The 22301-nt window shown below is 54.9% G+C and carries 28 protein-coding genes; 13 read left to right on the top strand and 15 right to left on the bottom strand.

Features of this window, described 5'->3' with window-relative positions; translation table 11 throughout:
• Window positions 1-191 precede the first annotated feature (191 nt).
• The 14 genes from TIRI35C_RS10485 to TIRI35C_RS10420 are packed head-to-tail and all read right to left on the bottom strand — an operon-like array spanning window position 192 to window position 8327.
• Complete coding sequence (locus TIRI35C_RS10485) at window positions 192-611, bottom strand: 4Fe-4S binding protein (protein WP_188202786.1); 420 nt, start codon at window positions 609-611, stop codon at window positions 192-194.
• Complete coding sequence (locus TIRI35C_RS10480) at window positions 608-1597, bottom strand: respiratory chain complex I subunit 1 family protein (RefSeq protein ID WP_188202785.1); 990 nt, start codon at window positions 1595-1597, stop codon at window positions 608-610. The genes TIRI35C_RS10485 and TIRI35C_RS10480 overlap by 4 nt, the downstream gene beginning before the upstream one ends.
• Window positions 1594-2889 (bottom strand): hydrogenase large subunit, encoded by a 1296-nt coding sequence (locus TIRI35C_RS10475; protein ID WP_188202784.1) that lies wholly within the window; start codon window positions 2887-2889, stop codon window positions 1594-1596. The genes TIRI35C_RS10480 and TIRI35C_RS10475 overlap by 4 nt, the downstream gene beginning before the upstream one ends.
• Complete coding sequence (locus TIRI35C_RS10470) at window positions 2886-3410, bottom strand: NADH-quinone oxidoreductase subunit C (protein ID WP_188202783.1); 525 nt, start codon at window positions 3408-3410, stop codon at window positions 2886-2888. Before TIRI35C_RS10470 ends, TIRI35C_RS10475 begins: the two co-directional genes overlap by 4 nt.
• Window positions 3407-3928: an NADH-quinone oxidoreductase subunit B family protein gene (locus tag TIRI35C_RS10465; RefSeq protein WP_188202782.1), complete on the bottom strand. Its 522-nt coding sequence runs from the start codon at window positions 3926-3928 to the stop codon at window positions 3407-3409. Before TIRI35C_RS10465 ends, TIRI35C_RS10470 begins: the two co-directional genes overlap by 4 nt.
• A 13-nt stretch (window positions 3929-3941) precedes the next feature.
• Window positions 3942-4289, bottom strand: coding sequence for a hydrogenase (locus tag TIRI35C_RS10460; RefSeq protein WP_188202781.1), 348 nt, complete (start codon window positions 4287-4289; stop codon window positions 3942-3944).
• A gap of 1 nt (window position 4290) precedes the next feature.
• Window positions 4291-5832, bottom strand: a complete 1542-nt coding sequence (locus tag TIRI35C_RS10455; protein ID WP_188202780.1) for a proton-conducting transporter transmembrane domain-containing protein — start codon at window positions 5830-5832, stop codon at window positions 4291-4293.
• Window positions 5829-6188: an NADH-quinone oxidoreductase subunit K gene (locus TIRI35C_RS10450; protein WP_167892824.1), complete on the bottom strand. Its 360-nt coding sequence runs from the start codon at window positions 6186-6188 to the stop codon at window positions 5829-5831. Before TIRI35C_RS10450 ends, TIRI35C_RS10455 begins: the two co-directional genes overlap by 4 nt.
• Entirely contained in the window at window positions 6185-6646 is a 462-nt protein-coding gene (locus TIRI35C_RS10445; protein WP_246454772.1) for a Na(+)/H(+) antiporter subunit B, read from the bottom strand. Before TIRI35C_RS10445 ends, TIRI35C_RS10450 begins: the two co-directional genes overlap by 4 nt.
• The gene (gene mbhE, locus TIRI35C_RS10440) at window positions 6643-6939 is read right to left on the bottom strand and encodes a hydrogen gas-evolving membrane-bound hydrogenase subunit E (protein ID WP_188202779.1); all 297 of its coding nucleotides are present in this window, start codon (window positions 6937-6939) and stop codon (window positions 6643-6645) included. Before mbhE ends, TIRI35C_RS10445 begins: the two co-directional genes overlap by 4 nt.
• Complete coding sequence (locus tag TIRI35C_RS10435; RefSeq protein WP_058938999.1) at window positions 6936-7202, bottom strand: DUF4040 domain-containing protein; 267 nt, start codon at window positions 7200-7202, stop codon at window positions 6936-6938. The genes mbhE and TIRI35C_RS10435 overlap by 4 nt, the downstream gene beginning before the upstream one ends.
• Window positions 7199-7570, bottom strand: a complete 372-nt coding sequence (gene mnhG / locus TIRI35C_RS10430) for a monovalent cation/H(+) antiporter subunit G (RefSeq protein WP_058938998.1) — start codon at window positions 7568-7570, stop codon at window positions 7199-7201. The genes TIRI35C_RS10435 and mnhG overlap by 4 nt, the downstream gene beginning before the upstream one ends.
• A complete protein-coding gene (locus TIRI35C_RS10425) occupies window positions 7567-7830 on the bottom strand; it encodes a cation:proton antiporter (RefSeq protein WP_048056655.1) in 264 nt (87 codons plus the stop codon). The genes mnhG and TIRI35C_RS10425 overlap by 4 nt, the downstream gene beginning before the upstream one ends.
• Window positions 7827-8327, bottom strand: a complete 501-nt coding sequence (locus tag TIRI35C_RS10420; RefSeq protein WP_188202778.1) for a monovalent cation/H+ antiporter subunit E — start codon at window positions 8325-8327, stop codon at window positions 7827-7829. Before TIRI35C_RS10420 ends, TIRI35C_RS10425 begins: the two co-directional genes overlap by 4 nt.
• Window positions 8328-8712: 385 nt before the next feature.
• Between TIRI35C_RS10420 and TIRI35C_RS10415 the strand changes: the two genes are divergently transcribed.
• The 6 genes from TIRI35C_RS10415 (at window position 8713) to TIRI35C_RS10390 (ending at window position 13454) form a co-directional block, all read left to right on the top strand.
• A complete protein-coding gene (locus TIRI35C_RS10415; RefSeq protein ID WP_014013099.1) occupies window positions 8713-8925 on the top strand; it encodes a TRAM domain-containing protein in 213 nt (70 codons plus the stop codon).
• Window positions 8926-9404: 479 nt separating this feature from the next.
• A complete protein-coding gene (locus tag TIRI35C_RS10410) occupies window positions 9405-9884 on the top strand; it encodes a hypothetical protein (protein ID WP_188202777.1) in 480 nt (159 codons plus the stop codon).
• Window positions 9885-9892: 8 nt separating this feature from the next.
• The gene (locus TIRI35C_RS10405) at window positions 9893-10915 is read left to right on the top strand and encodes a hypothetical protein (RefSeq protein WP_188202776.1); all 1023 of its coding nucleotides are present in this window, start codon (window positions 9893-9895) and stop codon (window positions 10913-10915) included.
• A 51-nt stretch (window positions 10916-10966) separates the two neighbouring features.
• Entirely contained in the window at window positions 10967-12244 is a 1278-nt protein-coding gene (locus tag TIRI35C_RS10400; RefSeq protein WP_188202775.1) for a tRNA (N(6)-L-threonylcarbamoyladenosine(37)-C(2))-methylthiotransferase, read from the top strand.
• A gap of 173 nt (window positions 12245-12417) precedes the next feature.
• On the top strand, window positions 12418-12870 hold the full coding sequence (locus TIRI35C_RS10395; RefSeq protein WP_188202774.1) for a hypothetical protein: 453 nt from the start codon (window positions 12418-12420) through the stop codon (window positions 12868-12870).
• 14 nt (window positions 12871-12884) lie between these two features.
• Entirely contained in the window at window positions 12885-13454 is a 570-nt protein-coding gene (locus tag TIRI35C_RS10390) for a signal peptidase I (protein ID WP_188202773.1), read from the top strand.
• Here TIRI35C_RS10390 and TIRI35C_RS10385 read toward each other — a convergent pair.
• Window positions 13451-13807 (bottom strand): cupin domain-containing protein, encoded by a 357-nt coding sequence (locus TIRI35C_RS10385; RefSeq protein ID WP_188202772.1) that lies wholly within the window; start codon window positions 13805-13807, stop codon window positions 13451-13453. The two genes, TIRI35C_RS10390 and TIRI35C_RS10385, sit on opposite strands and share 4 nt — an antisense overlap.
• Before the next feature lie 110 nt (window positions 13808-13917).
• On the opposite strand from TIRI35C_RS10385, the gene TIRI35C_RS10380 reads away from it, so the two are divergent.
• The 7 genes from TIRI35C_RS10380 (at window position 13918) to TIRI35C_RS10350 (ending at window position 22287) form a co-directional block, all read left to right on the top strand.
• Window positions 13918-15540 carry a metallophosphoesterase family protein gene (locus TIRI35C_RS10380; RefSeq protein ID WP_188203237.1) on the top strand — a complete coding sequence of 541 codons (1623 nt, stop codon included), beginning with the start codon at window positions 13918-13920 and terminating at the stop codon, window positions 15538-15540.
• A gap of 159 nt (window positions 15541-15699) precedes the next feature.
• Window positions 15700-16869, top strand: a complete 1170-nt coding sequence (locus TIRI35C_RS10375; protein WP_394354779.1) for an inorganic phosphate transporter — start codon at window positions 15700-15702, stop codon at window positions 16867-16869.
• A gap of 4 nt (window positions 16870-16873) precedes the next feature.
• Window positions 16874-17548, top strand: a complete 675-nt coding sequence (locus TIRI35C_RS10370; RefSeq protein ID WP_188202770.1) for a TIGR00153 family protein — start codon at window positions 16874-16876, stop codon at window positions 17546-17548.
• Window positions 17549-17684: 136 nt separating this feature from the next.
• Entirely contained in the window at window positions 17685-18926 is a 1242-nt protein-coding gene (locus TIRI35C_RS10365; RefSeq protein ID WP_188202769.1) for a hypothetical protein, read from the top strand.
• Entirely contained in the window at window positions 18916-20442 is a 1527-nt protein-coding gene (locus TIRI35C_RS10360; RefSeq protein ID WP_188202768.1) for an ABC transporter permease subunit, read from the top strand. The genes TIRI35C_RS10365 and TIRI35C_RS10360 overlap by 11 nt, the downstream gene beginning before the upstream one ends.
• 1 nt (window position 20443) lies before the next feature.
• Entirely contained in the window at window positions 20444-21364 is a 921-nt protein-coding gene (locus TIRI35C_RS10355) for an ABC transporter permease (RefSeq protein WP_188202767.1), read from the top strand.
• 5 nt (window positions 21365-21369) lie between these two features.
• Window positions 21370-22287, top strand: coding sequence for an ABC transporter ATP-binding protein (locus tag TIRI35C_RS10350; RefSeq protein ID WP_188203236.1), 918 nt, complete (start codon window positions 21370-21372; stop codon window positions 22285-22287).
• Window positions 22288-22301: the final 14 nt, after the last annotated feature.

The following is a 22301-nucleotide window of genomic DNA, read 5'->3' as shown; positions in this document are numbered from 1 at the left end:
AATTGGCTAAATTTTTATAAATGGGTTTCTAAAACAAATGGTTAATAACCAGAAATTTGACAAATATAAATTGGACGACTCTTGACGTACGTCCATAAAACTGTACGTTGTAGTAGATTAAGGGGGATGAGCGTTCAGAAAAGTTCATTATGGAACTGAAATCGTCGGTGGGAAAAACAAGGGAAGAGGGGCTACTTCTTCTGGGACTCGGCCCCTTTGGCCTTCTTCTGCTCCTCCAGCTTCTTTTTGAGCTCCTCTATCTCATCCTCCTTGAACCAGCGGAGGTTGTCGTTGTACTTGTCGTCCGTCGCCAGGAGGAACTCGTCGCTCATCTCCAGGGCCTTTACGGGGCAGACGTCCACACACTGCTGGCAGAAGACGCACCTTCCGAGCCAGAAGGTGACCTTCCTGACCTCGGGGACGTATTCTATAACCCCCGCCGGGCAGACCATGACGCAGAGCCTGCAGCCGACGCACTTCTCGACGTCGTAGTTGAGCTTGCCCCTGAAGCCCTCTGGAGTCGGAACCGGATCGCTGGCCGGAAACGGATTGGTTGCCGGCTTCTTGAACAGGTTGCTCAGCACGGCTGAGAGCGTCGGTGGGATCCTCATACCACCACCCCCAGGGTGTCTATTGCCAGCAGCAGTGCTCCCACTATTGCGGCCGGAAGCATCCTGGTCCAGAACAGGGTCACCGCCTGGTTTATCCTGAGCCTTCCCGTTACCGCCCTGAAAAGGCTCATGCTCACGAAGAGGACCCCAAAGACCTTGAGGGTGTGGAAGAGCAGGTCCATGACAACCGCCGGAAGCCCCGTGAGCCCGATGTAGCCGGATATGCCCCAGGGGAAGAATATCGCCACGACGAGGCTCGCGCTCACGAAGGCCTTTATCGCGCTGGCCAGCTCGAAGAGGGCCAGGTGCCTTCCGCTGTACTCGGCCATCGTCCCCTCGGCGAGCTCGGTCTCGGCCTCGGGGATGTCGAAGTAGCCGACCTCAATCTCGCTGGCGAGCCAGGCCATGAAGACGAGCAGGAGCACCACGGCCCCTATTATGCTCATCGGCGTCCCGAGCTCCCAGACGTTGTGCTCGTAGAAGGTGCCCATGCTGAAGGGCTTGGTGACGCCGAGCTCATTGAGGCGCCAGAGTATGGTGAAGAGGGCCAGCATCATCGGTCCCTCCCTGGAGACGAGGATTACCATCTCCCTCTGGGCACCTATCTGGGCGTAGGGAGAGCCCGAGCTAACGGCACCGACGACCCTGAGGAAGCCGATTAGGGTCAGCAGGTAGATGAAGAGTATCACGTCACCCTTGGTTCCGAAGATTGGTTCAAAGCCGAGGGGAGTGTAGGCGAGCAGGGCGATGGAGGTGGCGAGGGCCAGCACGGGGGCCAGCTCGAAGAACCTGTTGGCGTCCCTTGGGATTATGGACTCCTTGCCCACCAGCTTCAGGAAGTCGTAGAAGGGCTGGAGCAGCGGGGGGCCCATCCTGCGCTGCATCCTCGCAACCAGCTTCCTGTCTATGCCTCCCCAGAGCAGTGAGGCGAAGGATACGTAAGCGTAAATCCCCAGGAATCCGAGCGTTGCGTAGAGGACGTTCATAGGACACCACCCCTTGGGCAGCCTACCCCAACAACTTCGGGCTTCGCCCTAACGTTCGGGTTCAGCTCCCTCGTCTTCTCGATGGAGAGCTTAAGGAGGTCCCTCTCGGTGAGGACCTTCTTCCCCCCAGTGTTCGCATCGATAACCGCGACCCTATCCGTACAGCTCAGGCACGGGTCTATCGAGGCTATCGCGACCGGGACGTCCGCCACCTGCTCGCCGACCAGCGCCCTGGCTATCGCGAACAGGTTCGGGAAGGTCGGTTCACGCATCTTCCACTTCGCCGGAACGTCCCTGCCCTTCTGGCCCATGACGTAGTGGATGAGTTCTCCGCGCGGCGCCTCGTACCTGCCTATTCCCTCCCCCTCGGCTTTCTTGAGCTGGAACAGGAGGGTGTTGTCCTTTGGAACTGCCTTTATCTTGCCCTCTGGCATCTGGTCTATGGCCCTCTCTATGAGCTCCATGCTCTGCCAGAGCTCCCCAACGCGGACGACCATCCTGTCGAAAACGTCCCCCTTGACAACTCCGGTGAACTCCTTGGGCGTTATCGGCTTCACGCCGAGGTCAGGGTAGACGCTCAGCCTCTCGTTGTAGCGGACGTCCTTCTTCACGCCGCTTCCCCTGGCAGTCGGTCCCTGGGCGCTGTACTCGATGGCTATCCTCTTGGGAATAACGCCAGCGTCTCTCAGCCTGGCCTCGACCGTCGGATCGTAGAGGAATATCTCCTCTATCTTGGGCATGACCTCGTTCCTGTAGTTATCTATCATGTCGAGTATGGCCCTGATGTGCTTCTCCTCCAGGTCCCTCCTCACGCCGCCGATGGTGTTGATGGAGTAGTTGACCCTGTTGCCGCCTATGGCCTCGAGGATGTCCATGACGCGCTCGCGGGCGAGCCAGCTGAGGTGGAGGGTGGTGTCGTAGCCTATGGTGTGTCCAACGACTCCGAGGTTGAGCAGGTGGGAGTGGATCCTCTCGAGCTCGCCGATTATCACACGGATGTACTCGGCCCTCTCGGGTACCTCTATGCCCGCTATCTCCTCAACGGCTCTCGAATAGGTGTGGTTGTGGGAGAAGGAGCAGATTCCGCATATCCTCTCGGCGAGGTAGAGGATCTGGATGTAGTTTCTCCTCATGGCTATCCATTCCAGGCCCCTGAGGTTGTAGCCGAGCTTGACGTCGACGTTGATTATCCTCTCTCCGTCGAGCGTGATGATGAACTTCTCGGGCTCCTCCAGTGCTGGGTGAATGGGTCCGATGGGTACCTTAACCCAGTACTCAAGCTTTCCGTTCATTTCTTTTCACCCCCCATTCTATAGGGGTGTCCTGCGTTCTTCACCATCTCCGGCTTGATGCCAGTCTCGTCGAGCCTCAGCGGGTAGATTCCCTCCGGGAAGTCGTCGGGCAGGAAAAGCCTCCTTGGGTCTGGGATTCCCTCGAAGAACAGCCCGAGGAACTCCTGGTTCTCCCTCTCGTAGGGCAGTGCGCTCGGGAAGATGTCTGTGACCGTCGGCAGTTTGGGGTCGTCCTTGGGGACGCTCGTCCCTATGACGAGCGACAGGCTCCCCCCCTCCTCCCAGAACATCTCCAGGTGGTACTTGGCGAGCAGTCTGTCGCCGGCGTCCATTCCGATTATGATGGAGAACTGGGCCTTCGGGTCGAGCTCCTTGACGAACTTCATGGCGTCGTGGAACTTCTCCCTGTCTATCTCGACCCAGACGCGCCTCTTCGGGTGGGGCTGCTTGTTCTCGCTCACCCTTATCTCGGCCTCGGGGAACCTCTCGCCAAAGGCTTTAACGAACTCGTCAACGTTCATTTCCCTACCCCCTTCCCTTCAATCTTCTCAATCAGCTTCTGCAGGCCGAGCACGACTCCGTAGAGTATCGCTTCCGGTCTAGGCGGGCAGCCGGGTACGAAGACGTCCACCGGTATGTGCCTGTCCAGCGGAGCGTTGGTGAAGGGGCTCTCGAAGAACACGCTTCCGCCGGTGGGGCACGCTCCGACGGCTATGACAACCTTCGGGTCCGGAGTCTGCTCGTAGACCAGCTTGACCCTCTCAAGGCTCTGGTCGGTCACCGGCCCGGTTACGAGCAGTATGTCGGCGTGTCTCGGCGTTCCGACGAGCTTCACACCGAAGCGCTCGGCGTCGTACCTCGGGGTTAGGGCGGCTATTATCTCTATGTCGCAGCCGTTGCAGCTGCCGCTGTTCACGTGGAACACCCAGGGTGAGCGTCCTATATACCTGCAGAGCTTTGATATCTCCCTCTCAAGCCTCTCGCGCTCCGGGAAGTTTGAGCTGACATTGGTCTCTGCCCTTGTAACCTTAATCGCCATTCATCTCACCTCCTCATCCCCACACTATCAGCGCTCCCACAATTATCGCGGTCGTGACGAGCAGGTAGCTGATGTAGTCGCTCAGCAGCCCGGTGTGCTCCCTGCGGAAGATGAGAAACATCCTGTGGATTCCCCTTATGAGGCCCCACATGACGTGCCTCCCTGTGACGTAGCCCTGGAAGTGCTCGAACTGTGGAATAACCTCGTCCTGATCCTCACCGCTGAGGAATATCTTCGTTCCATCGCCGGTTCTCCTCGTTCCCGTGCTTGACCTCTCGGCCCACTTGTAGAGGGCGTACGAGATGAGCAGGCCTATGGCAAAGACGTAAACGAAGTAGAGTGCATCCCAGTAGCCAAACATTTCACGCACCCCCCAGCACCGCCGAAACGTAGGCACCTATGTTCTCCAGAGTCTTTGCCGCCGGAAGCATGACCTTGTCGCTTATGGCCCATGGGAAGAGTCCCATGACGATTATTGCCGCCACCAGTATGAGCATCGGCACAAGCATGGCCTTCCCTGGCTCGCTGGCATTCATGACCCTCTCGCTCGGCCTTCCGAAGAACGTGAAGAGCACCCTGATGTAGGCGGCGGTACAGAAGGCCGTGCCTATGACGGCTACTGCCGCGAGGAACGGGTTGAAGAGCGCCGAGCTCTCGTAGATGAGCCACTTGCTCGCGAAGCCGTTGAGCGGCGGGAGGCCGATTATCGCGGCCGCACCGACCAGGAAGGCGAAGCTCGTGACCGGCATCTTTCTGGCTATTCCGCTCAGCTCGTTGAGGTTCTTGGTTCCGAGCCCGTGTATGACCGCTCCCGCGACGAGGAACAGGAGGGCCTTCATTATCGCGTGATTCACGGTGTGGTATATCGCTCCGGCAAGGGCAACCTGGCCGACGTCGCTTCCGTACGCGGCGAGGCCAATTCCTATGCCGAGAAGGATGTAGCCGATCTGGCCGACGCTGGAGAAGGCGAAGAGCCTCTTCATGTCGGTCTGTATCACCGCCATCGCGTTTCCGACTATGAGGGTCACGCAGGCGAAGAATATGATTATCCAGCCGACCGTTCTGGTGCTGATTCCGGCGCTGAAGACGCTGAAGGCGAGCCTCGCCAGGGCGTAGGTTCCCCCTATCTTGATGACGAGGCCAGAGAGCATCGCACTTATCGAGCTCGGGGCGGCCGGGTGTGCGTCTGCGAGCCACATGTGCACCGGAACGGCGCCGCTCTTGAAGAGCAGTCCGCCCGCGAGGAGACCGAGGGCCACCTTTGCTGTAAATGTCGGGTTCTCGGCTATCATCTTGGCCAGATATGCCATCGTCAGCGTTCCGTACTGGCCGTAGAGGAGCACTATGCCGAGGAGGATGAACGAGCTGGCGAGGGAGCCGACGAACATGTACTTTATGCCCGCCTCGATGCCCTCCCAGGTGTCGTTTCTAAACGCCACCAGCGCGTAGCTCGCTATGCTCATTATCTCCAGGAAGACGTAGAAGTTGAACAGGTCGCCGGTTACCGCTATGCCGAGCATGCCGACCTCGAGGACGAGGACCAGGGCATAGTACTTCTCAAGCCCCGTGTCGTGCTTCATGTATTCGCTGGAGTAGAGCACGGCCACGAAGGTTATGAATGCCACCATCAGGGCGAAGAGCGCGCCCAGCAGGTCGACCTCCCAGACTATCCTTATCGGGAACGGAACGCCGTTTCCAAGGGGGCTCTTCGCTCCAAGGGTGTAGACGAGTATCTCGCCGCTCTCCCAGACTTCTTTGAACAGTCCGGCCGCGACGCCGAGGGTGATGCCGGTTATGAATATCGCCCAGGCCCCCCTGGCCTTCCTTCCCGCGAGGCCCACTATGGGCAGTGCGAACGCTCCAAGGAGCGGGGCTATGATGAGGTATGGGATCAGCCCGTTCATCCTCTCAACCTCCTGAGCTTGTTAACGTCGAGGCTTCCGTAGTGCCTGTAGGCGTTCACCGTGAGGGCCATCGCCAGCGAGAGAACGCAGACTCCGATGACTATGCTGGTGAGCGTAAGCGCCTGCGGAATCGGGGCGACCATGGCGCTCTTTACGGTCTCGTAGCCCGTGTAGATTGGCGCCGTCGGTATCTGGCCAGCCTCTATGCGGTATCCGAAGCTTATGAGGAGCAGGTGGATGCCTGCATCTATGATGTTGAGGGCCAGTATGAGCTTGATGAGGTTCCTCTTGTAGAGGAGGGCGTAGATTCCCATGGCTATTAGCAGGAACGCCGTGATGAACTGGAACGGTATCATTCGTTCCACCTCCTGTACGCTGCTATAGCCACCATCGCGCTGACCAGTCCCGCGAAGACCTTCAGTCCCACGGCGAGGTTCATTACCGGCAGGTATCCGGCAGAGAGCAGCGTTCCCGGCTGGCCGTTGAAGACCGGCCCGTTGTGCCACAGCGTGTTGTAGAAGAACGCAACCCCCAGTCCGAGCATCGCCGCACCGAGGAATACCAGGCCGCCGAGACCCTCGAGGGCCGAGTAGAGGTGGTGGTTGTAGCGCCTCTTCATCTCGCCCAGCCCGAAGGCTATGAGGAACAGTATCCCGGCTCCCGCTATGGTCGCTCCACCCTGGAAGCCGCCTCCTGGCGTGAGATGACCGTGGGAAACTATGTAGGCGCCGAAGATTCCTATGAGCGGGATGGTGGCCCTCGCGGTGGTCTTAACGATCAGTCCCATGTCACTCTGCGCCGAACGGCGGTTCATTCTTCATCCCTCCTCCAGGGCCTTAGCAGAGCCACAGCTCCTGCTATTGCAGTGAAGAGAACGGTAGCCTCTCCAAGGGTATCGTAGCCACGGTAGTCGAACACTATGTCGGTGACTATGTTGGTTCCGCCGACCTCCTCAAGGCCGTGGTCTATGTAGTACTGGTCGGTGTAGCGGTACTTCGTCCACTCGTCCCCGCCGAGGCCGAACTTTATTCCTGTTGAAGGGCTCGCAACGACGAGCAGCACTCCGAGGAGGAACAGCAGTGCGAGAGCTCCGAAAGTCCTCTTCATGGTCCCTCACGCTCCCATCTCTCCGTTTTGGCAATTCCATACACGACTATGGCCGTAACGACGCCGGCTCCGACCGCGGCCTCGGCTATCGCAACATCCGGCGCGTGGAGCATGTAAAACTCCAGGCTGAGAAGCAGGCTCATGGCTGCCGAAGCGATGGCCGCGCTGAGCAGGTCGCGCATGGTTATCGTGATGTAGGCCGCTACCAGCACGCCGAGGAGTATTCCGAACTGTATGACCATGTCCATCGAAAGGGCGTTCATTCGGCACCACCCCTGAGCTTGTCCTCGTACGCGTCAATGACGGCTTTGGCCGGCTTGTAGCCGCTCAGATGGGCCGCCTTGGCTATCGCGTGCGCTCCTGTCGGGTTTGTGAGGAGGAGCGCTATCAGTGCAACGAGGCTGTGAAGCGCCATCTGAAGGTACTTGGGGTCGCCGGTGAGGTGGAGCTGGTAGGCGGCGTGAACCACCACCGCCAGAACCGCGAAGATAGTGCCAAAGGTGGTGCACTTGGTCGCTCCGTGGAGCCTTGTGTAGACGTCCGGGAACCTGTGGAGCGAGAAGCTGCCCAGCAGGTTGAAGACTATGTTTATCGTGAGGAATGCGTAGATGACGTAGGTGACCGCGCTCATTCCAATCCCCCCTGGAGGTATTTGGCTATGGCCAGGGTTCCCACGTAGCTCAGAAGGGCGTAAACGATGGCGATATCGATGTATATCGTTCTGTCGTAGGCAGCTCCGAGGAGAACCATTCCGGCAACGATCAGCGTGTTGAGGGTGTCCACTCCAACGACCCTATCAGGTACGCTCGGTCCGAAGAACACCCTGAGCAGAGCCAGGAATGCTCCAATCATGACTATGACGGCCGCATAGAAGAACTCCGGTGCTATCATCTTCCCAGCCTCCTCGCCCATTTTTCGAATGAACCCGCTATGACCTCAGAATTAGCTGGCTCCTTCTCGGTCACGTTTATCCAGTGGACGTAGAGGGCCTTCTCCTCCGGACGGGCATCTATCGTGAGCGTTCCGGGGGTGAGGGTTATCGAGTTGCTGAGGATCGTGTACTGGGCGTCGTTTTCGAGGTCAACCGGGACGCGGACTATTCCGGGCTTTATCCTGCCGGTTATGACGCGGTAGGCAACGTCGAGGTTTGCCCTGACCATGCTCCAGAAGAGCGGGCCGATGGAGTAAACCACAAAGCCGACCCACTTTGCCGGGTTGAGGAAGCGGGATGCCTTCTCACCTATGACATCCTTCGTCGTGAAAGCGATTATCCCCGAGAACACCACCCCTGCGACGAGCTCTTCTGGACTCCACAGCATACCCTTGCTGCCCGCTGTCAGTACAAGCCAGAGCACGAATGACCAAATGAATACAGGAATGAAACCCATTGTGCGTCCCCCCACTTTTGGTTTACAACCCTATATCGGCTTCATTTTCCCGGATTTCCGCTTAACATAGAAAAAATTCTCTTAAAAGGGTTTTTTGAAGCTTAGAATTGAAAACAAAGGTATCTAACGCTTTGTTGTTAACCAAAGGTTAATTACCTGCCTGTCGACATCGGCGCTGAAGCCCGCCATGGTTGCTGGTTGGAAGCGCGGGATTTCTGGAAAATCCCGCATCAGTGTCCTCCTATGGTCTGAAACGGCATTTTAATGACTTTGGGGTCTTAAAATACACCCAAAGCTTTATATACCCTCGAGATGAGTTCCCAATGGGACTCTTCTCGGAGTTTTCCCTGAAGGGCCCTGAAAGTTGAAAGAGTTGGTGTTGGATATGTATGGAGATGGATTTGGCGGTGGCTACGAAGCCCCTGTTAAGGTTGGAGAAAGGTATAGAGTTAGGATCGAGAGCCTTGGAAAGGGTGGCGATGGTATCGCCAAGATAAAGGGCTTCGTTATCTTCGTCCCGAACACTCAGGTCGGCGACGAGGTCGAGATCGTCATTAACTCGGTCAAGAGGAAGTTCGCCTTCGGCGAAGTCATCTGATTTCCTTTCCCTCTTATTCTTACCCTTGCCCGCAAGACGTTTTTAATACCTTAGCTCAAAGTCTCTTGGTGATCTCATGGACAAGAGTCTGCGATGACGTGGTTATAGTTGGGTTTCTGGTTCTTCTCTCACTTATCATGCTCTACCGGATGGTAGCCTTCTTCGACACTATCTGAGCTGACCGATATCTCCCGGACGTTGCCTTCACGGCCCTATCCTCACTCGCCCCGGCCCTAATTGTCTGTGCTCTTTCTTTCCCGGTTATGAGGCACTACAACCGGCCTTACCATTGGATAAAGAAGACGTTGCTGAGAGTTGGCGTATTCCTCTTCGTGGCGCTCTTCATGCTCTAAGTATGGTGAGCTTTGTTTGATTTTGTCTTGATACGTTGAGATAGGAGTTGGAGTCATTGGGTGATTTTTATACCTTACGAAATCTTTAAATATATTTAATACGTCATTATATCTGGTGGTTCCTAAATGGGCCACCGTGTTAAGTACATAATGTTGGGGATTGTTTTTTTTGTAGTTTTAAGTAGTAGTTTAGTCTTAGCTACTACTGAAAGTATGACAAAGATTCCAGTTCTAGCAAAGGACAAATTTATGACACCCCTTTCCACATCTACAACCGTTATATGGAAAGCCAGTGCCACTATATATATCAAGGGAATTTTCAGAAAGACTGTTTACTTCTCTGCCTATTCTGAATCCCGGACAAAAGACCGTCATCCCTTCAACATTGATCACATTGGTCTCGAGAGTACTGTAAAGGCCTATTATGACTTGGGATGGCACGTTGTCCACAGAGGTAGACATGATGATTGGAACGACTGGTACGTGAGTGATCTCTGGAGTGAAAGGGCCCATTATGAGAGATATCTTGCAACGACCCACCACTGGTTTGAAGACGCAAGATTTCAAAACTGGTATCCCACTTTAACTGTCAGCGTATCGAGGTGAAGTTGTCAATGGGACGTAATCTCCTTATTGTCATTTTTTTGATTGGGACAGTGCTGATTGGTTTTCTCGCTTATAACATGCATCATACGGAAACTGGGGATCTTCAGGAGAAAGGTTCTGAGGCAACTTCTTCTGACATATTTTCACCCCAGTCTTCCTCCTCAAATGAAATTCCTGCTGGAGGGAATTATTCTCTAGAGGAACTTATGAAGTCCAGACCGGACTATTTCGGCTTCGGTCTCTACTCCAAACCAAGCTATCCAGATGGGATTTTCAAAAAAGCAGTTCACCACATCAACGGATCATTCTCAGGGTATATTCTTCTTGCAAATGCAAAAGGGAACGACTACATTGTTTTTATCCTTCTAGACTACCGGGAGGTTCCCTTTTATCTCAACGGAACGCTTAACATTACTCACCATGTAGTTCTTGGGGACATGGAGTATAGGTTCTTTAAGTTTGAGATTCCCAATATCTCAGAAGGATGGCACGACGTTTTCGTCGGGGTTTTTCCAAGCCCGTACTCAACCGAGGAACAGGATCCTCACCTCCTCTATGGTTTCAGGCTTCAGCTCATCTCTGGAAATCCAATACTAGAGCTCCCTTCTTTTGAACATCCGTCAGTATGCACAAGAAACAATACTGGGCTAGATGCGTACCTTCTCCTAACGGAAAAACCCTGTGATAATACGGTTTGGTATAAGGCTTCTTTGAAGGCAGATTTAACCCTCCCTTACTTCGCTGTGGTGGGCAACACGCAAGATAACCTTCAAACCTTTGCTCTTGTTCAACTCTTAGATTACAAGCAGGTCCCCATTGGAAACAGAACCGTTTACTTTGGCTATCTCTACAGGAATGAGATCGTTTCAATCCCCCTGAGCATAAATGTGCCTAAAAACGGTATGCATCGGCTGGTTCTTCTCTACTTTGCTTATCCCTATGAACCTCTTGACTATCCACCAGGGGTTGAGAACGTGAACCTCCGCCTTATCAACGAGCAGAGCAATGTCCTGATTCTTTATGTCGGCTAACTTTTAGTTTCTTTCTAAACGTTTTTAAACCCCTTCCCAGAGCGCCCTCCGATGGTAAGGGTTCACGTTGAGACCTACGGATGCACGAGGAACAGGGCCGATGCTGAGATGATGGAAGCGATTCTGGTTAGCTCTGGTCATGAGTTAGCCGAGACCCCGGAAAGCGCCGACTACGTGGTCGTGAATACCTGTGCGGTGAAAGACCCCACCGAGAAGCACATGCGCGAGAGAATAAAAGAGCTCCTTGATTCCGGGAAAAAAGTCATCGCCACCGGCTGTCTCGTTCACGTCAATCCTGAGGCCATAGACCCCCGCGTCTCCGGGATTCTTGGGGTGAAGAGCATAGACAGGATAGCAGAGGCCATTGAAACCGCCGAGCGCGGCGAGAAGCTGGTGAGCGTCGAGGGCTGGCGCGAGAAGAGCATAGACAAGCTCGAACTCCCTCGCCTCTGGAAAAACGGCGTTGCCTTCGTCGTTCCGATAAGCGAGGGCTGCCTCAACGCCTGCACCTACTGCGCAACGCGCTTTGCAAGGGGTGTTCTCAGGAGCTACAAGCCCGAGCTCGTCGTCAGGTGGGTGAAAGAGGCCCTCGCCAGGGGATACAAGGAGATACAGCTGTCGAGCGAGGACACCGGATGCTACGGCTTCGACATCGGCACGAACCTCGCTAAGCTCCTCGACGAGATAACGGCTATCGAGGGCGATTTCAGGGTCAGGGTCGGCATGATGAACCCCAACCACGTCCTCAAGTTCCTCGACGAGCTCGTTGATGCCTACACCGATGAGAAGATATACCGCTTCCTCCACCTGCCCGTTCAGAGCGGCGACGATGAGGTTCTGAGGAGAATGGGGAGAACGTACACTGCGGAAGAGTTTGAAGATATAGTTCGAACATTTCGTGGGAAAGTTCGTGATTTAAACCTCAATACGGACATAATAGTTGGCTTTCCCGGGGAAACGGATGAGGCCTTCAGGAACACTGTAGAGCTTGTGAAGCGCGTTAGACCCGATAAAATCAACGTTTCACGCTACTCGCCTCGGCCCGGAACGATAGCGGCCAAGTGGAAGCAACTGCCGGGCTGGAAGGTCAAGGAGCGCTCAAGGGAGCTTCACAGGCTTCGCCTCGGGATAGCCTACGAGATTAACCGCGCCTACGTTGGGAGGACCGTTGAGGTACTCGTTCACGGCGAAGGGAAGAAGGGTGGAGTAGAGGGCAGGACGTTCAACTACAAGGATATAATCCTCGATTCCGGCGAACCCGGCGAATTCCTGGAGGTTCGGGTCGATTGGGCCGGTTCGACGTATCTTAAGGGTATATCCCTCCGCTGAGGTATCTCTCTTGAGGAGTATTCAATGATTGTTGGGGGATGTCTAACAGGTTCTAGGTTTTATTGTAGAACTTACAATATCAAAGGGTGAACCAATCCGGTTGGATTTAGAAAACTATTTATACTATCGTTTAATCATACTTTATAGCTCTCTAGCTTAGGGGGTGAATCAGAATGAGAAGGAGTAATAAGAAGAGGTTAATCCCGCTGGCGCTTGCCCTCGTTCTGGCGCTGGTTGGTGCAGCGCTGGCTGTTCCGACTATAAACATGAATATCCAATCCATTGGTGCAGGAAAGTCTAACATACCGAATCCCGTTGTGAGTGCTACTTTCAACTGGCAGGTTGATTCCACGGATCCAGATCAGCTCACACAGTTGGACGTTACGATTGACCTGAGCCAGGCCTCTCTAAACTCGGGAACTCTGTACATTAAGTTCTACAAGGGCGATACATACGTTGGGAAGATATCTTATGACCTCAGCACTACTCCTATCAATGATGGGGACACGCTTAGTATTACTGCTGCTAATCTTCAGTCTGCAGTTGGAGCGTCTGGCACGACTCTCGAGGAGTTATTCGACAAGTTTGACACTGTTGCAGTAGTTTATGTGGGTCCGCAGCAGTGATTAGGAGGCCCTGAATGAATGCTAAGCGCCCCGACCTCCTTTCTCTTTTAACCTACTTTCTTTTCTCCTTCGTAGCCCTAATCGTTATTCTCCACTTCGTCTTCGGCTTCCAGTACGTGGTCATTCTAACTGACTCGATGCAACCGGAGATAAACCCCAACGACCTCGTGGTCACGAGACCTGTTTCTCCCGATGAGCTTCACGTGGGGGACGTTATTCTATATCGCCTTGAGATTGGCAATTCTACATACAAAATCCTTCACAGAATCGTTGAAATGCGGGTGGATAATAATGGCAGTGTTTATTACCTAACTCGTGGAGATAACAGGAGGTATATTGATCCATGGAATGTTTATCCTGACCAAATAGTCGGAGAGCTCTTTCTGGTCATCCCGAAGGTTGGCGTGGTGTGGTACTACACGCCGCTGATCGTGTTCGGCCTTTTCCTTGTCGTCATAGCTTCCCTGGCCTACGACCTTGCCTGGCTCCTGCTCGAGGAAGAGCCTGTACGCCCCAAGTCCAGAAAAGCCGACCTTCTCGTTCTCAGGAGAAAGAAAATAAAGGTTTACCATTACAAGCACTAAGCCCACTCGTCCTCCGGGATTGCCTCCTTCTTGGCCGGGATTATGCATAGAAACTCCAGCGTTTCTCCGGTCGCCTTGTAGCCGTGGGGCTCGTTGGGCGGAACGTAGAGGAAGTTCCCTGCCTTGACGTGGTGCTCCTCGTTTCCGTTGGTTATGATCCCCTCTCCCTTTACGATGAATATCTCGTGCTCCCAGTCGTGGTTGTGGAGCGGTATCTCCGCACCCTTCTTGAGAACGAAGTAGCGCATCGCGTAGTTCTTTGCTCCGAGCTTTGGAGAAACGAGCCACCTGATGGTAACACCCTCAAAACCGGTGTCCTTCTCGGGGACGTCTTTGTAGTGTCCGACGAACATGGTATCACCGATCCGACTTGGATGAACGGATATTTAAACGATGTGGTGGGTGGAAAAACGAATCAAAAGGACTTTAAGCATCCCCCTCGAGGGAGTTACCGGTGAAGATCATGAGAAGGGCTGCTCTTGCCATTTTTCTGGTATTCATCGTGTTTGCCTCGGGCTGCATAAGTTCGAACACCGGCACGCCGAGCGACACGGGCACCACCGGCACCCCCGCCGGCGGAATAGACTTCGGGGCCTACGGAAAGGGTGAGGTTCTCGCGGACTGGTCCGAGCTTGCGGACGTTTCCAGGGTCTACGTCAGTGAGGGCTACGAGGATCTGGCCAAGCACTACTTCCCGGACGCGAAGATACTCCCCGCAAGCCAGTACGAGGGCGGGGTTGCAATACTGTCCCCTGCCGATGCGAGGGAGTTGCTCAGAGGAAAGCCGATACTGATAACGGTCAACGACTATTTTGGCTACATAGTTTACAAGTTCGGCGTCAAGTTCGTTGGAAAGGACAAGGGTATCTTCGCCGCCTTCAACGAGGATGGAAAGGCTCACTTCGTTTTCACGGGCACCAGCAAGGCTGGCGCTGGCGCGGCCCTTGAGTACGCTATGAACCTCAGGAACGGGGCATCCCTTAGAACGGATGACGTCGTGAGGAGCGGCGAGTTCGAGGGAATAGTGGTCAAGGTCATAGGCGACAACAACTGGAACGGAGTTCCGGACGACGGCGAGAGCTGGTACCTTGACTCCTTCAGGACCGAGGAGCCGTTCCTATACTACTGGCGCGTCGTCGATGGCGAGAACGTCACCGTAAAGGGCGGCTTTATTCGGCTCGTCAATGGCTCCACCGTTTATATCCACGCCCTCGGCTTCAACGTGAGCGTGGAGGTCAAGGACGGAACCGGGGCGGAGCTCACCTACGTTATTGAGAACACCAATCCCTCGGTGCTGAACCTGCCAGCTGGAGCAGAGACCGGCGATACGTGGGTCAGATTCACGACCTCGGAGTCTTCCTTCAGCGTGGTTCCGCTGGAGGTTGGCAATTACACCGTTTTAGCCCTCGGTGACCACAGGCCGGACGGGGGGAAGGAGCTTCCACCGGTGTTCCTCAGGATACGGGACGAGATCAACGGGGACGACGGGCTGTTCATTATCGATGGCGGTGACCTCGTTTACTCCGGCAAGGTGGACGAGTGGGGCGAGCTTCTCAAGGAGTGGAAGTGGAACAAGCCGATATTCGTCGCCCCTGGCAACCACGAGTACAGGGGTGAGGGAATAAACGTCTACCACATGGTCTTCGGTCCGGACGACTACTCCTTTGCCCTGGGCGGTTATTACTACATCATCATCAACAACATCGAGCACGACTACGGGCTGAGCGATGGGACCTTCACTTGGCTCGAGAACGAGCTCAGAAAGGCGAAGGAATCCGGCAGAAGGCCGGTTCTGGTTCTCCACGCGCCGCCGATAGACCCGAGGCCGAGCGGTGACCATGCCATGAACCCCGCGGATGGGAAGAGGCTCCTGGGGCTGATGAAGGAGTACAACGCCTTCGGAGTCTTCAGCCACATCCACATGTACTGGTACGGCGAGGAGGACGGCGTTCAGATGCTCATAACGGGCGGCGGTGGCGCTCCCCTCTACGTCTCCGCTGACCAGGGTGGCTTCTACCACTACGTCAGACTCTCGATGGGGGCCGACGGCACGATAACGGTCGAGCCCGTCAGAGTGGAGCCGTGAACTCGCACCCTGGCTCCTATTTATTCTATTTGTCTCTATATAGATACGGGTATGGAACTATATTCTACTGCGGCAAGATATTTATATGCCGCCCTCGAGCCTCTCCCGGTGGTGAGTGTGGACGTATGGCTACTGATAACCGTGATCCTTGGATTCTCCATGGCCTGGGCGATAGGTGCCAACGACGCCGCAAACTCCATGAGCACTGCCGTCGGCGCCAAGGCGATAACCCCAAAGCAGGCGGTTATAATAGCTGGCTTCCTTGAGTTCACAGGCGCGTACTTCTTCGGAAAGAGCGTCACCGAGACGATAAGGAAGGGCATTCTCGACCCGACGATGATAACCGACCCGATGGTTCTCGTGTATGGCTCCGTCGCGGCCCTGCTCGCGGCGACGATATGGCTCATCATAGCAACCAAGTTCGGCCTGCCGGTCTCGACCACCCATTCAATCATAGGCGGAATAGCCGGCTACGGCATCGTTTACGCCGGAACGGCGATAGTCAACTGGGGCAAGATGGGCCAGGTGGTTCTCAGCTGGATTCTCTCCCCTATAATCGGCGCCATAATGGCATACTTCATCTTCAAGGCCTTCACCAAGAGCATCTTCGAGAGAAAGGACCCCGTCAGGAGCGCCAGGATATGGTCCCCGTTCTGGATTGGACTTGCTTTTGTCGTCATCGGAACGATGTTCTACATCAAGGTCCTCCACGGAAAGGACCTCAAGACGGGCGTTTTCATGTACGGTATTCCCCTCGGCATAATCGTGTTCGTGATAACGTACCTTCTCATAAAGCTCCGCTTTCCGAGCAGCGACCCCTTCATCGGCGTTGAGGCGATATTCAAGAAGGCGCAGGTGGTCACTTCCGGCTACGTTGCTCTTGCCCACGGCGCCAACGACGTTGCCAACGCCATCGGCCCGGTCGCCGCTGTCTATGCGGTGGCAACGATGGGACTGAGCGGCATGCAGGTTCCCGTTCCCAGGTGGATACTCGCTATGGGCGGTCTTGGAATCGCGGTCGGTGTTGCCACATACGGTTACAAGGTTATGGAAACGGTCGGCAAGAAGATAACCGAGCTCACCAATACGAGAGGCTTCACCATCGACTTTTCAGCGGCAACCGTCGTCCTCGCCGCCAGCTGGCTTGGACTGCCCATTTCGACCACTCACACCGTCGTCGGTGCGGTCATAGGAATAGGCCTTGCAAGGGGAGTAAAGGCAATAAACAAGGACATCGTTAGGGATATAATAATCTCCTGGTTCGTTACCGTTCCGGTCGCTGGAATAATAAGCGCGGCCATATTCAAGGTTTTGATGATCGTGGGGTGATAACATGCAGGTCTGGACCAAGCTCTTCGCGAAGAGCCCCTTCAAGCCCCTGATAAAGCACGCGGATGTCGTGCTCAACACAGTTGAAACGCTCGAGAAGGCGCTTCAGGCGTGGTACGCGTGCGACTATGAGGGTATGAGGGAGTTTGCCATCGAGGTGGACAGGCTAGAGGACGTCGCTGACAGGATAAAGGAGGAGATAAGGGATTCACTCAGCTCGAAGCTCATGATGGCCGTCGCGAGGGAGGACGTGCTCATATACCTCCACATGCAAGACAAGGTGGCAGATGCCGCCGAAGACACTGCGAAGTGGTTGCTCGTCAAGAAACCCGACTGCGTCCCGACGGAGGCCAAGGATATAATTCTGGAGATGGGCATGGAGAGCATCAGGGCGGCAAAGCTAGTCCACGAGGCCATAGTCCAGATGGACCGCGTTATAGAGAGTGGTTTCACCGAGGGCGAGATAAGGCGGGAGTACGAGATAATCAGGCAGATAGAGAGCGTCGAGAAGGAGATAGACGGCCTCGACACGAAGCTCATGCAGCTCGTCTTCGAGAACGCCGACTCGATGAGCTGGGGCGACGGCTTCTACATCCTCAACATCGCCAGAACCCTCAGCAACATCTCTGACAAGGCCAAGGACGCCGCCGAGAGGATAAGGCTCATGATGAACAAGTGAGCGCTACTTTTTTAAACCTCCCTTCTAACCTTTTCTGGTGGGAATAAAGGACGGCCTTAGAATAGTCCGCGAGTTCTTCAATGTTCAGAGGGAGGTCTTCTTAGTTACTGAGGGAGAGACCGTCGGAGGGTGAGTTATGTATCCCGCGCTCAAACTCGAAGTTCAGGGGCTTAAATGGAAGCCCTTGGCCTTCTATGCCATAGGTTTGACGGCAACCCCATTCCTCGGAGAGGTTTCGCCCCTTGTCCCATATTTCTTCACAGGTTTCCTGTTCTCGGCAGTTTTCTCGGGTGGCCTCTATAAAACCTGTAGTTTTCTGCTCCCAAAACCCTACAAAAGGGCTAACCTTTTTGCCGAGGTTTTCATCTCGCACCTTTTCGTGGCCTTCCTCTTTGCGATACCATTTGCCCTCCTTGATACCATATCTTTCTTTTTCGCGCTCTTTGCCCTCCCGTTCCTTCCCCTGGGCTATTTGGTTTCCTTAACCTTCAGGAATCCCAGAAAAACTTTAATCGCCGGTGTTTTGCTCTTCCTCCTGCTCACCTTCGTTCCGCCGGGAATAGTCCAGATGAAGGCCCAGGAAAAAGCCCAGAATGACCTCGGAATAAAGAGCCTGGAGGACTACGAGGCTAAAAAAGGGGACTACCATCGTCTCGTCCTGGAGCTTGAGAAACGCTACACCACCTACGCCTTCTTCTCCCCCGGGGCACAGCTTGAGCTCTTTGCCAGGGACGTCGAAGTGAAGGATACTCGGGACGCTTACCTCAGGATTGCCCTGACGCTGGCCACCTTCCTCGCTTTCACAGTACTTAGTTTCCTTCTCTTCCTCCGCTTTGAGCCAGGAGCCTTCATCAGGCCCTCCCCTCCGGCCCTCTATATCACTTCCCTTCCGTGGTGGATTAGGGTGGAAATAGCAAACCTCTGGGCTTCCAGGGCCTTCGTGGCCTTTCTCCTCCTGATGCTCCTCCCGTTTGGTTCAGTCCTGAAGGCCTTCGGCATGCTCTTCCTCCTGCCTCTTGCTACCCTTGAGATTCTCTCCGCGAGTCCCGTCTTGATTCTCAGCAAGCCGGTTGGAAGGGGATACCTTTTGAGGCGGTTCATGGTAATCTCCGCCCTCTTTGCCGTTTCCCTGCCTATCGTTGGAGCCTCATTTGGAGTGGCTTTCTTTCTGGCCTCCTTCGTCTTTCTCTTGGGCCTCTTCACGAGGAGAGGTGCCCTTCTTGCCCTCCCTTTCTTAGCCCTCCTTTTTGCCCCTGCCATCGATTCCGGTTTGGCTTCCCTCCTCCTGATGCTCCTCTCCACGGTTCCCCTCGGAATATCCGCCTTCAGGATCTCCCGCATGGACATCAGCGCGTGGGGTGGTATGGGTGAGGACTAGGTCTCTGCTCTTCATCATCTCACTCTTCCCGGCCGTAGCGGTCGAGATAGATGTTCGCAGATTTACCGCCCACTATCAGGATATTTCAGCCCGAGAGCTTGGTCACCTGATAACCGCCGACCTGCTCACAAAGTGGCTTCCAAATTTAATCAAGCTTCTCCTGGTTCCCCTAATCCTAATCCTGCTCCTCTCGCGCTTTGGCTCGGACTTCGAGCGGGGCAACACCATCTTGATGCTATCAAAGCCCCTCACGCGGAGGCGCTACTTCCTCGGCTGGGTTCTTGAGGGGTTGAAGCTTGCCCTGGTTTCCGCACTTGGGATTGCACTCTCGGGAGCGCTCGCGATGCTGGCTCACGGTTTCGCGGTGAGGGACTACCTCATCGGTTCCTTAGCTCTTTCGCTCTCACTAATCGGTGTCCTTGGAATCGCCCTGTTCCTCCTTCCCTTCGCAACCTCCCGCGATTCCGGAGTCTTCCTCGGACTGGGAGCATTTATTGCGCTCCTTCTCCCCGGAAAATCTGACTACTCTTTCGTTCCAACGGTCTATCTTGAGAGGGCCGTTTCCATTGGTGAGAGCGTTTCCGTCTTACATGGGGCCGTTGGGCAACTTTTGGCCCTCTTCATTGTCCTATCGCTCGCTGGAATGGAGGTCTTCCGGAGGAGGGAGCTGAAAAGTCCCGGGCCATTCTCAGTTCTAGAGTTTTCATTCTCTTTCAGGGGGCTCTACGGCGTTTTCCTCGGGCTGAGCCTTGGGAGCAGGCGTTTCATAGCTTTCGTCGCCTTCACCGCCCTGATGGCGTTCCTGGGCAAGGGAACTCTCGACAAGTATTACGCTAACTACGGCGTTCCCGGCCTTCTAAATGCAGTAATCCAGACCCTGAACGGCTCTCTCCTCCCCCTCGTGGTGCTTCCGTTGGGGGCGCTTTCTATAGGCTCGGCCATCGAGAACGGCACGGTGAGGGTTCTGCTGAGCAAGCCCCTGAGAAAGAGGGACTTCTTCCTTGGAACGCTCCTGAGCGACCTCCTGGCTGTGTTGATTGGCACTGTCCTCTACGTTGCTTTCATCGTTGCCTACGCCCTGCACCTTGGCTCTCCTTCGGGCAGAACCCTCGAACTCGGCCTTGCCTTTGGTTCCTTCCTTTTCCTCTCGCTCCTCCAGTACTTGGCCCTTGGCTACCTGCTTTCGGCCTTCATAAAGGGCAGAAAGGCGCTTTTCGTCTCGTTGATTCTCGCTTTCCTCCTGGGTTTCACCGTTCCAATCGCCATCATCGCAGCTTCAAATTCGGCAGGGGGTTCCTTCGTTGATGCTCTGGCCAAAAACTCCCTTTCCGTGCCGAGTCCTTTCTTGCACTACGTAGTACTTGCGACGGCTGTCTCTCCGAAGAGGGGCCTTCCGCCGAAGTCCCTATCGGAGGTTCTAAGCTATCCTGGCAACCTGGCGATGCTCGTTGTCCCCATGCTGGTTTACCTCGCCCTCGCGTGGCTCAGGTTCAAAAAAGCCGATCTGAGGGGATAGGATGTGGGGGTTCGAGCTTGAGCTGAAGAAAAGTCTGAGGACGAAGAAGTTCTGGCTGATACTCGTTCTGATTCTGCTAATCTACGCCATGGCTTTTAGGGAGGTCAAGGATAACCTCGAAGGGGCCACGAACCCGCAGGAACTTCTCGTCACGAGCGTCGTTGGTTACATAGCCGTCAGCGCGTTCCTCTTCATCGGCCTCTACGCCCTCATGGCGGGTGCAACCTCCGTAAATTCTGACCTCGAAAACGGAACGGTTAGAATAGCCCTCAGCAAGCCGCTGGGAAGGGTTTCATACCTGCTCGGCAAGTTCCTCGGCCAGGCGCTCAGCATAGTCGTGGCGATGCTCTTCGCAACGCTGCTCTCCTTCGTGATAACGAAGTACTACGGCCTTTCCCTCACGGCTTCCCTCGTTGGGGATTTAGTCCTCTCCAATGTCCTTATTTTGGTTGCGATGCTCCAGCTTTTGGCCCTGGGCCTGCTGATTTCAACGTTTATTCGCTCCTCCAACACCGCCTTGGGTTTAGCTCTGGTTCTGTTCTTCGTTACCGGTCTCGTAATGCCCCAGATCGTGGACGGCTTTGCGGAGGACAAAGCAAAGGAGGAGTTCGGAATTAAGGGCTGGAAGGACTTCGACAAGCTTTCAAAGGACGAGCTGAGTGCCTACCGCGAGCGCCTGAACGAGCTCTACCGGGAGTACCACCTCAAATACCTCTTCTACGCCCCCCAGGTGCTCATGCTCGACGTCTTCACGGACATAGACAGAACCACCTTCAACGACGACGGCACGTACACCGTTGAGTACATCGGGGTTAAGCGGGCCATGGCTGACAATTCCGCCCAGACGGCGCTGATAGCTGGCCTTACCCCGGTTTATCTTGGATTGGCTCTCTTCAGATTCAGGAGAATGGATCTGAGGTGATGGTGATGTTGAGGGTTGAGAACCTTGTTAAGGTTTATGGGGACGTTAGGGCTTTGGACGGCCTTAACCTTGAGGTTAAGCCGGGTCAGGTTTACGGCTTCCTTGGGCCGAACGGCGCCGGCAAGAGCACGACGATTCTAAGTTTACTCGGCCTCATCTTCCCTCAGGAGGGGAGGATTGACCTTTTCGGCGAGGAAGTCTTCAGGGACGGGAAGTTTGACGAGGACAGGCTCGTCAGGGCTAAAGCCAGAATCGGCTACATGCCGGAGCACGCTACCCTCTGGGACTTTCTAACTCCAGTTCAGACGCTGGATATCATTGCTGACGCGTTTAAAATCCCCCAAGCGGAGAAGGAGAAGCGCATAGGTGAACTCCTCGACCTGGTTGGTTTGAAGGAAGCCAGGAACAGGAAGGTTGGGAAGTTCTCGAAGGGCATGCGTCAGAGGCTTCTTTTAGCGCAGGCGTTAATCAACGACCCGGAACTACTAATCCTCGACGAGCCGATGAGCGGCCTTGATCCGAAGGGTATCGCCGAGTTCAAGGACATCATCAGGGAGCAGAGGAAGGCTGGGAAGACTGTCTTCTTCTCCAGCCACATTCTGGCTCATGTTGAAGAGGTTTGCGACACAGTTGGGGTGATTGTTAAGGGTAAACTCCGGTTGGAGGACAGCATAGACGACATCAAGCGCGAGTTCCTGAGGAAGGCCGGCTACACCATCATCATCGAAACCAACAGCCCCGTGGACTTCTCTGGGGTGGAGTGGAGGGTAACTCCGCTCGGTGGGAATAAGTACCGTGTTGTTTCTCAGGAGGACGTTAGAGAGGAGTTGCACGACTTTGTAGCGAATCAGGGGGCGAAGATACTCACCATGCAGGTGAAGGAGCCAAGCCTGGAGGAGATATTCCTAAAACTCGTCGGGTAGCCTGGCGGGGTGAT

The sequence above is a fragment of the Thermococcus camini genome (assembly GCF_904067545.1).
Classification (GTDB): domain Archaea; phylum Methanobacteriota_B; class Thermococci; order Thermococcales; family Thermococcaceae; genus Thermococcus; species Thermococcus camini.
This window is presented reverse-complemented; position numbering and strand designations above follow the sequence as displayed.

Coding starts and splice junctions, on each gene's coding strand:
- TIRI35C_RS10485 (WP_188202786.1), bottom strand. CDS start 611: ATGAGGATCCCACCGACGCTCTCAGCCGTGCTGAGCAACCTGTTCAAG.
- TIRI35C_RS10480 (WP_188202785.1), bottom strand. CDS start 1,597: ATGAACGTCCTCTACGCAACGCTCGGATTCCTGGGGATTTACGCTTAC.
- TIRI35C_RS10475 (WP_188202784.1), bottom strand. CDS start 2,889: ATGAACGGAAAGCTTGAGTACTGGGTTAAGGTACCCATCGGACCCATT.
- TIRI35C_RS10470 (WP_188202783.1), bottom strand. CDS start 3,410: ATGAACGTTGACGAGTTCGTTAAAGCCTTTGGCGAGAGGTTCCCCGAG.
- TIRI35C_RS10465 (WP_188202782.1), bottom strand. CDS start 3,928: ATGGCGATTAAGGTTACAAGGGCAGAGACCAATGTCAGCTCAAACTTC.
- TIRI35C_RS10460 (WP_188202781.1), bottom strand. CDS start 4,289: ATGTTTGGCTACTGGGATGCACTCTACTTCGTTTACGTCTTTGCCATA.
- TIRI35C_RS10455 (WP_188202780.1), bottom strand. CDS start 5,832: ATGAACGGGCTGATCCCATACCTCATCATAGCCCCGCTCCTTGGAGCG.
- TIRI35C_RS10450 (WP_167892824.1), bottom strand. CDS start 6,188: ATGATACCGTTCCAGTTCATCACGGCGTTCCTGCTAATAGCCATGGGA.
- TIRI35C_RS10445 (WP_246454772.1), bottom strand. CDS start 6,646: ATGAACCGCCGTTCGGCGCAGAGTGACATGGGACTGATCGTTAAGACC.
- mbhE (WP_188202779.1), bottom strand. CDS start 6,939: ATGAAGAGGACTTTCGGAGCTCTCGCACTGCTGTTCCTCCTCGGAGTG.
- TIRI35C_RS10435 (WP_058938999.1), bottom strand. CDS start 7,202: ATGAACGCCCTTTCGATGGACATGGTCATACAGTTCGGAATACTCCTC.
- mnhG (WP_058938998.1), bottom strand. CDS start 7,570: ATGAGCGCGGTCACCTACGTCATCTACGCATTCCTCACGATAAACATA.
- TIRI35C_RS10425 (WP_048056655.1), bottom strand. CDS start 7,830: ATGATAGCACCGGAGTTCTTCTATGCGGCCGTCATAGTCATGATTGGA.
- TIRI35C_RS10420 (WP_188202778.1), bottom strand. CDS start 8,327: ATGGGTTTCATTCCTGTATTCATTTGGTCATTCGTGCTCTGGCTTGTA.
- TIRI35C_RS10415 (WP_014013099.1), top strand. CDS start 8,713: ATGTATGGAGATGGATTTGGCGGTGGCTACGAAGCCCCTGTTAAGGTT.
- TIRI35C_RS10410 (WP_188202777.1), top strand. CDS start 9,405: ATGGGCCACCGTGTTAAGTACATAATGTTGGGGATTGTTTTTTTTGTA.
- TIRI35C_RS10405 (WP_188202776.1), top strand. CDS start 9,893: ATGGGACGTAATCTCCTTATTGTCATTTTTTTGATTGGGACAGTGCTG.
- TIRI35C_RS10400 (WP_188202775.1), top strand. CDS start 10,967: ATGGTAAGGGTTCACGTTGAGACCTACGGATGCACGAGGAACAGGGCC.
- TIRI35C_RS10395 (WP_188202774.1), top strand. CDS start 12,418: ATGAGAAGGAGTAATAAGAAGAGGTTAATCCCGCTGGCGCTTGCCCTC.
- TIRI35C_RS10390 (WP_188202773.1), top strand. CDS start 12,885: ATGAATGCTAAGCGCCCCGACCTCCTTTCTCTTTTAACCTACTTTCTT.
- TIRI35C_RS10385 (WP_188202772.1), bottom strand. CDS start 13,807: ATGTTCGTCGGACACTACAAAGACGTCCCCGAGAAGGACACCGGTTTT.
- TIRI35C_RS10380 (WP_188203237.1), top strand. CDS start 13,918: ATGAGAAGGGCTGCTCTTGCCATTTTTCTGGTATTCATCGTGTTTGCC.
- TIRI35C_RS10375 (WP_394354779.1), top strand. CDS start 15,700: ATGGCCTGGGCGATAGGTGCCAACGACGCCGCAAACTCCATGAGCACT.
- TIRI35C_RS10370 (WP_188202770.1), top strand. CDS start 16,874: ATGCAGGTCTGGACCAAGCTCTTCGCGAAGAGCCCCTTCAAGCCCCTG.
- TIRI35C_RS10365 (WP_188202769.1), top strand. CDS start 17,685: ATGTATCCCGCGCTCAAACTCGAAGTTCAGGGGCTTAAATGGAAGCCC.
- TIRI35C_RS10355 (WP_188202767.1), top strand. CDS start 20,444: ATGTGGGGGTTCGAGCTTGAGCTGAAGAAAAGTCTGAGGACGAAGAAG.
- TIRI35C_RS10350 (WP_188203236.1), top strand. CDS start 21,370: ATGTTGAGGGTTGAGAACCTTGTTAAGGTTTATGGGGACGTTAGGGCT.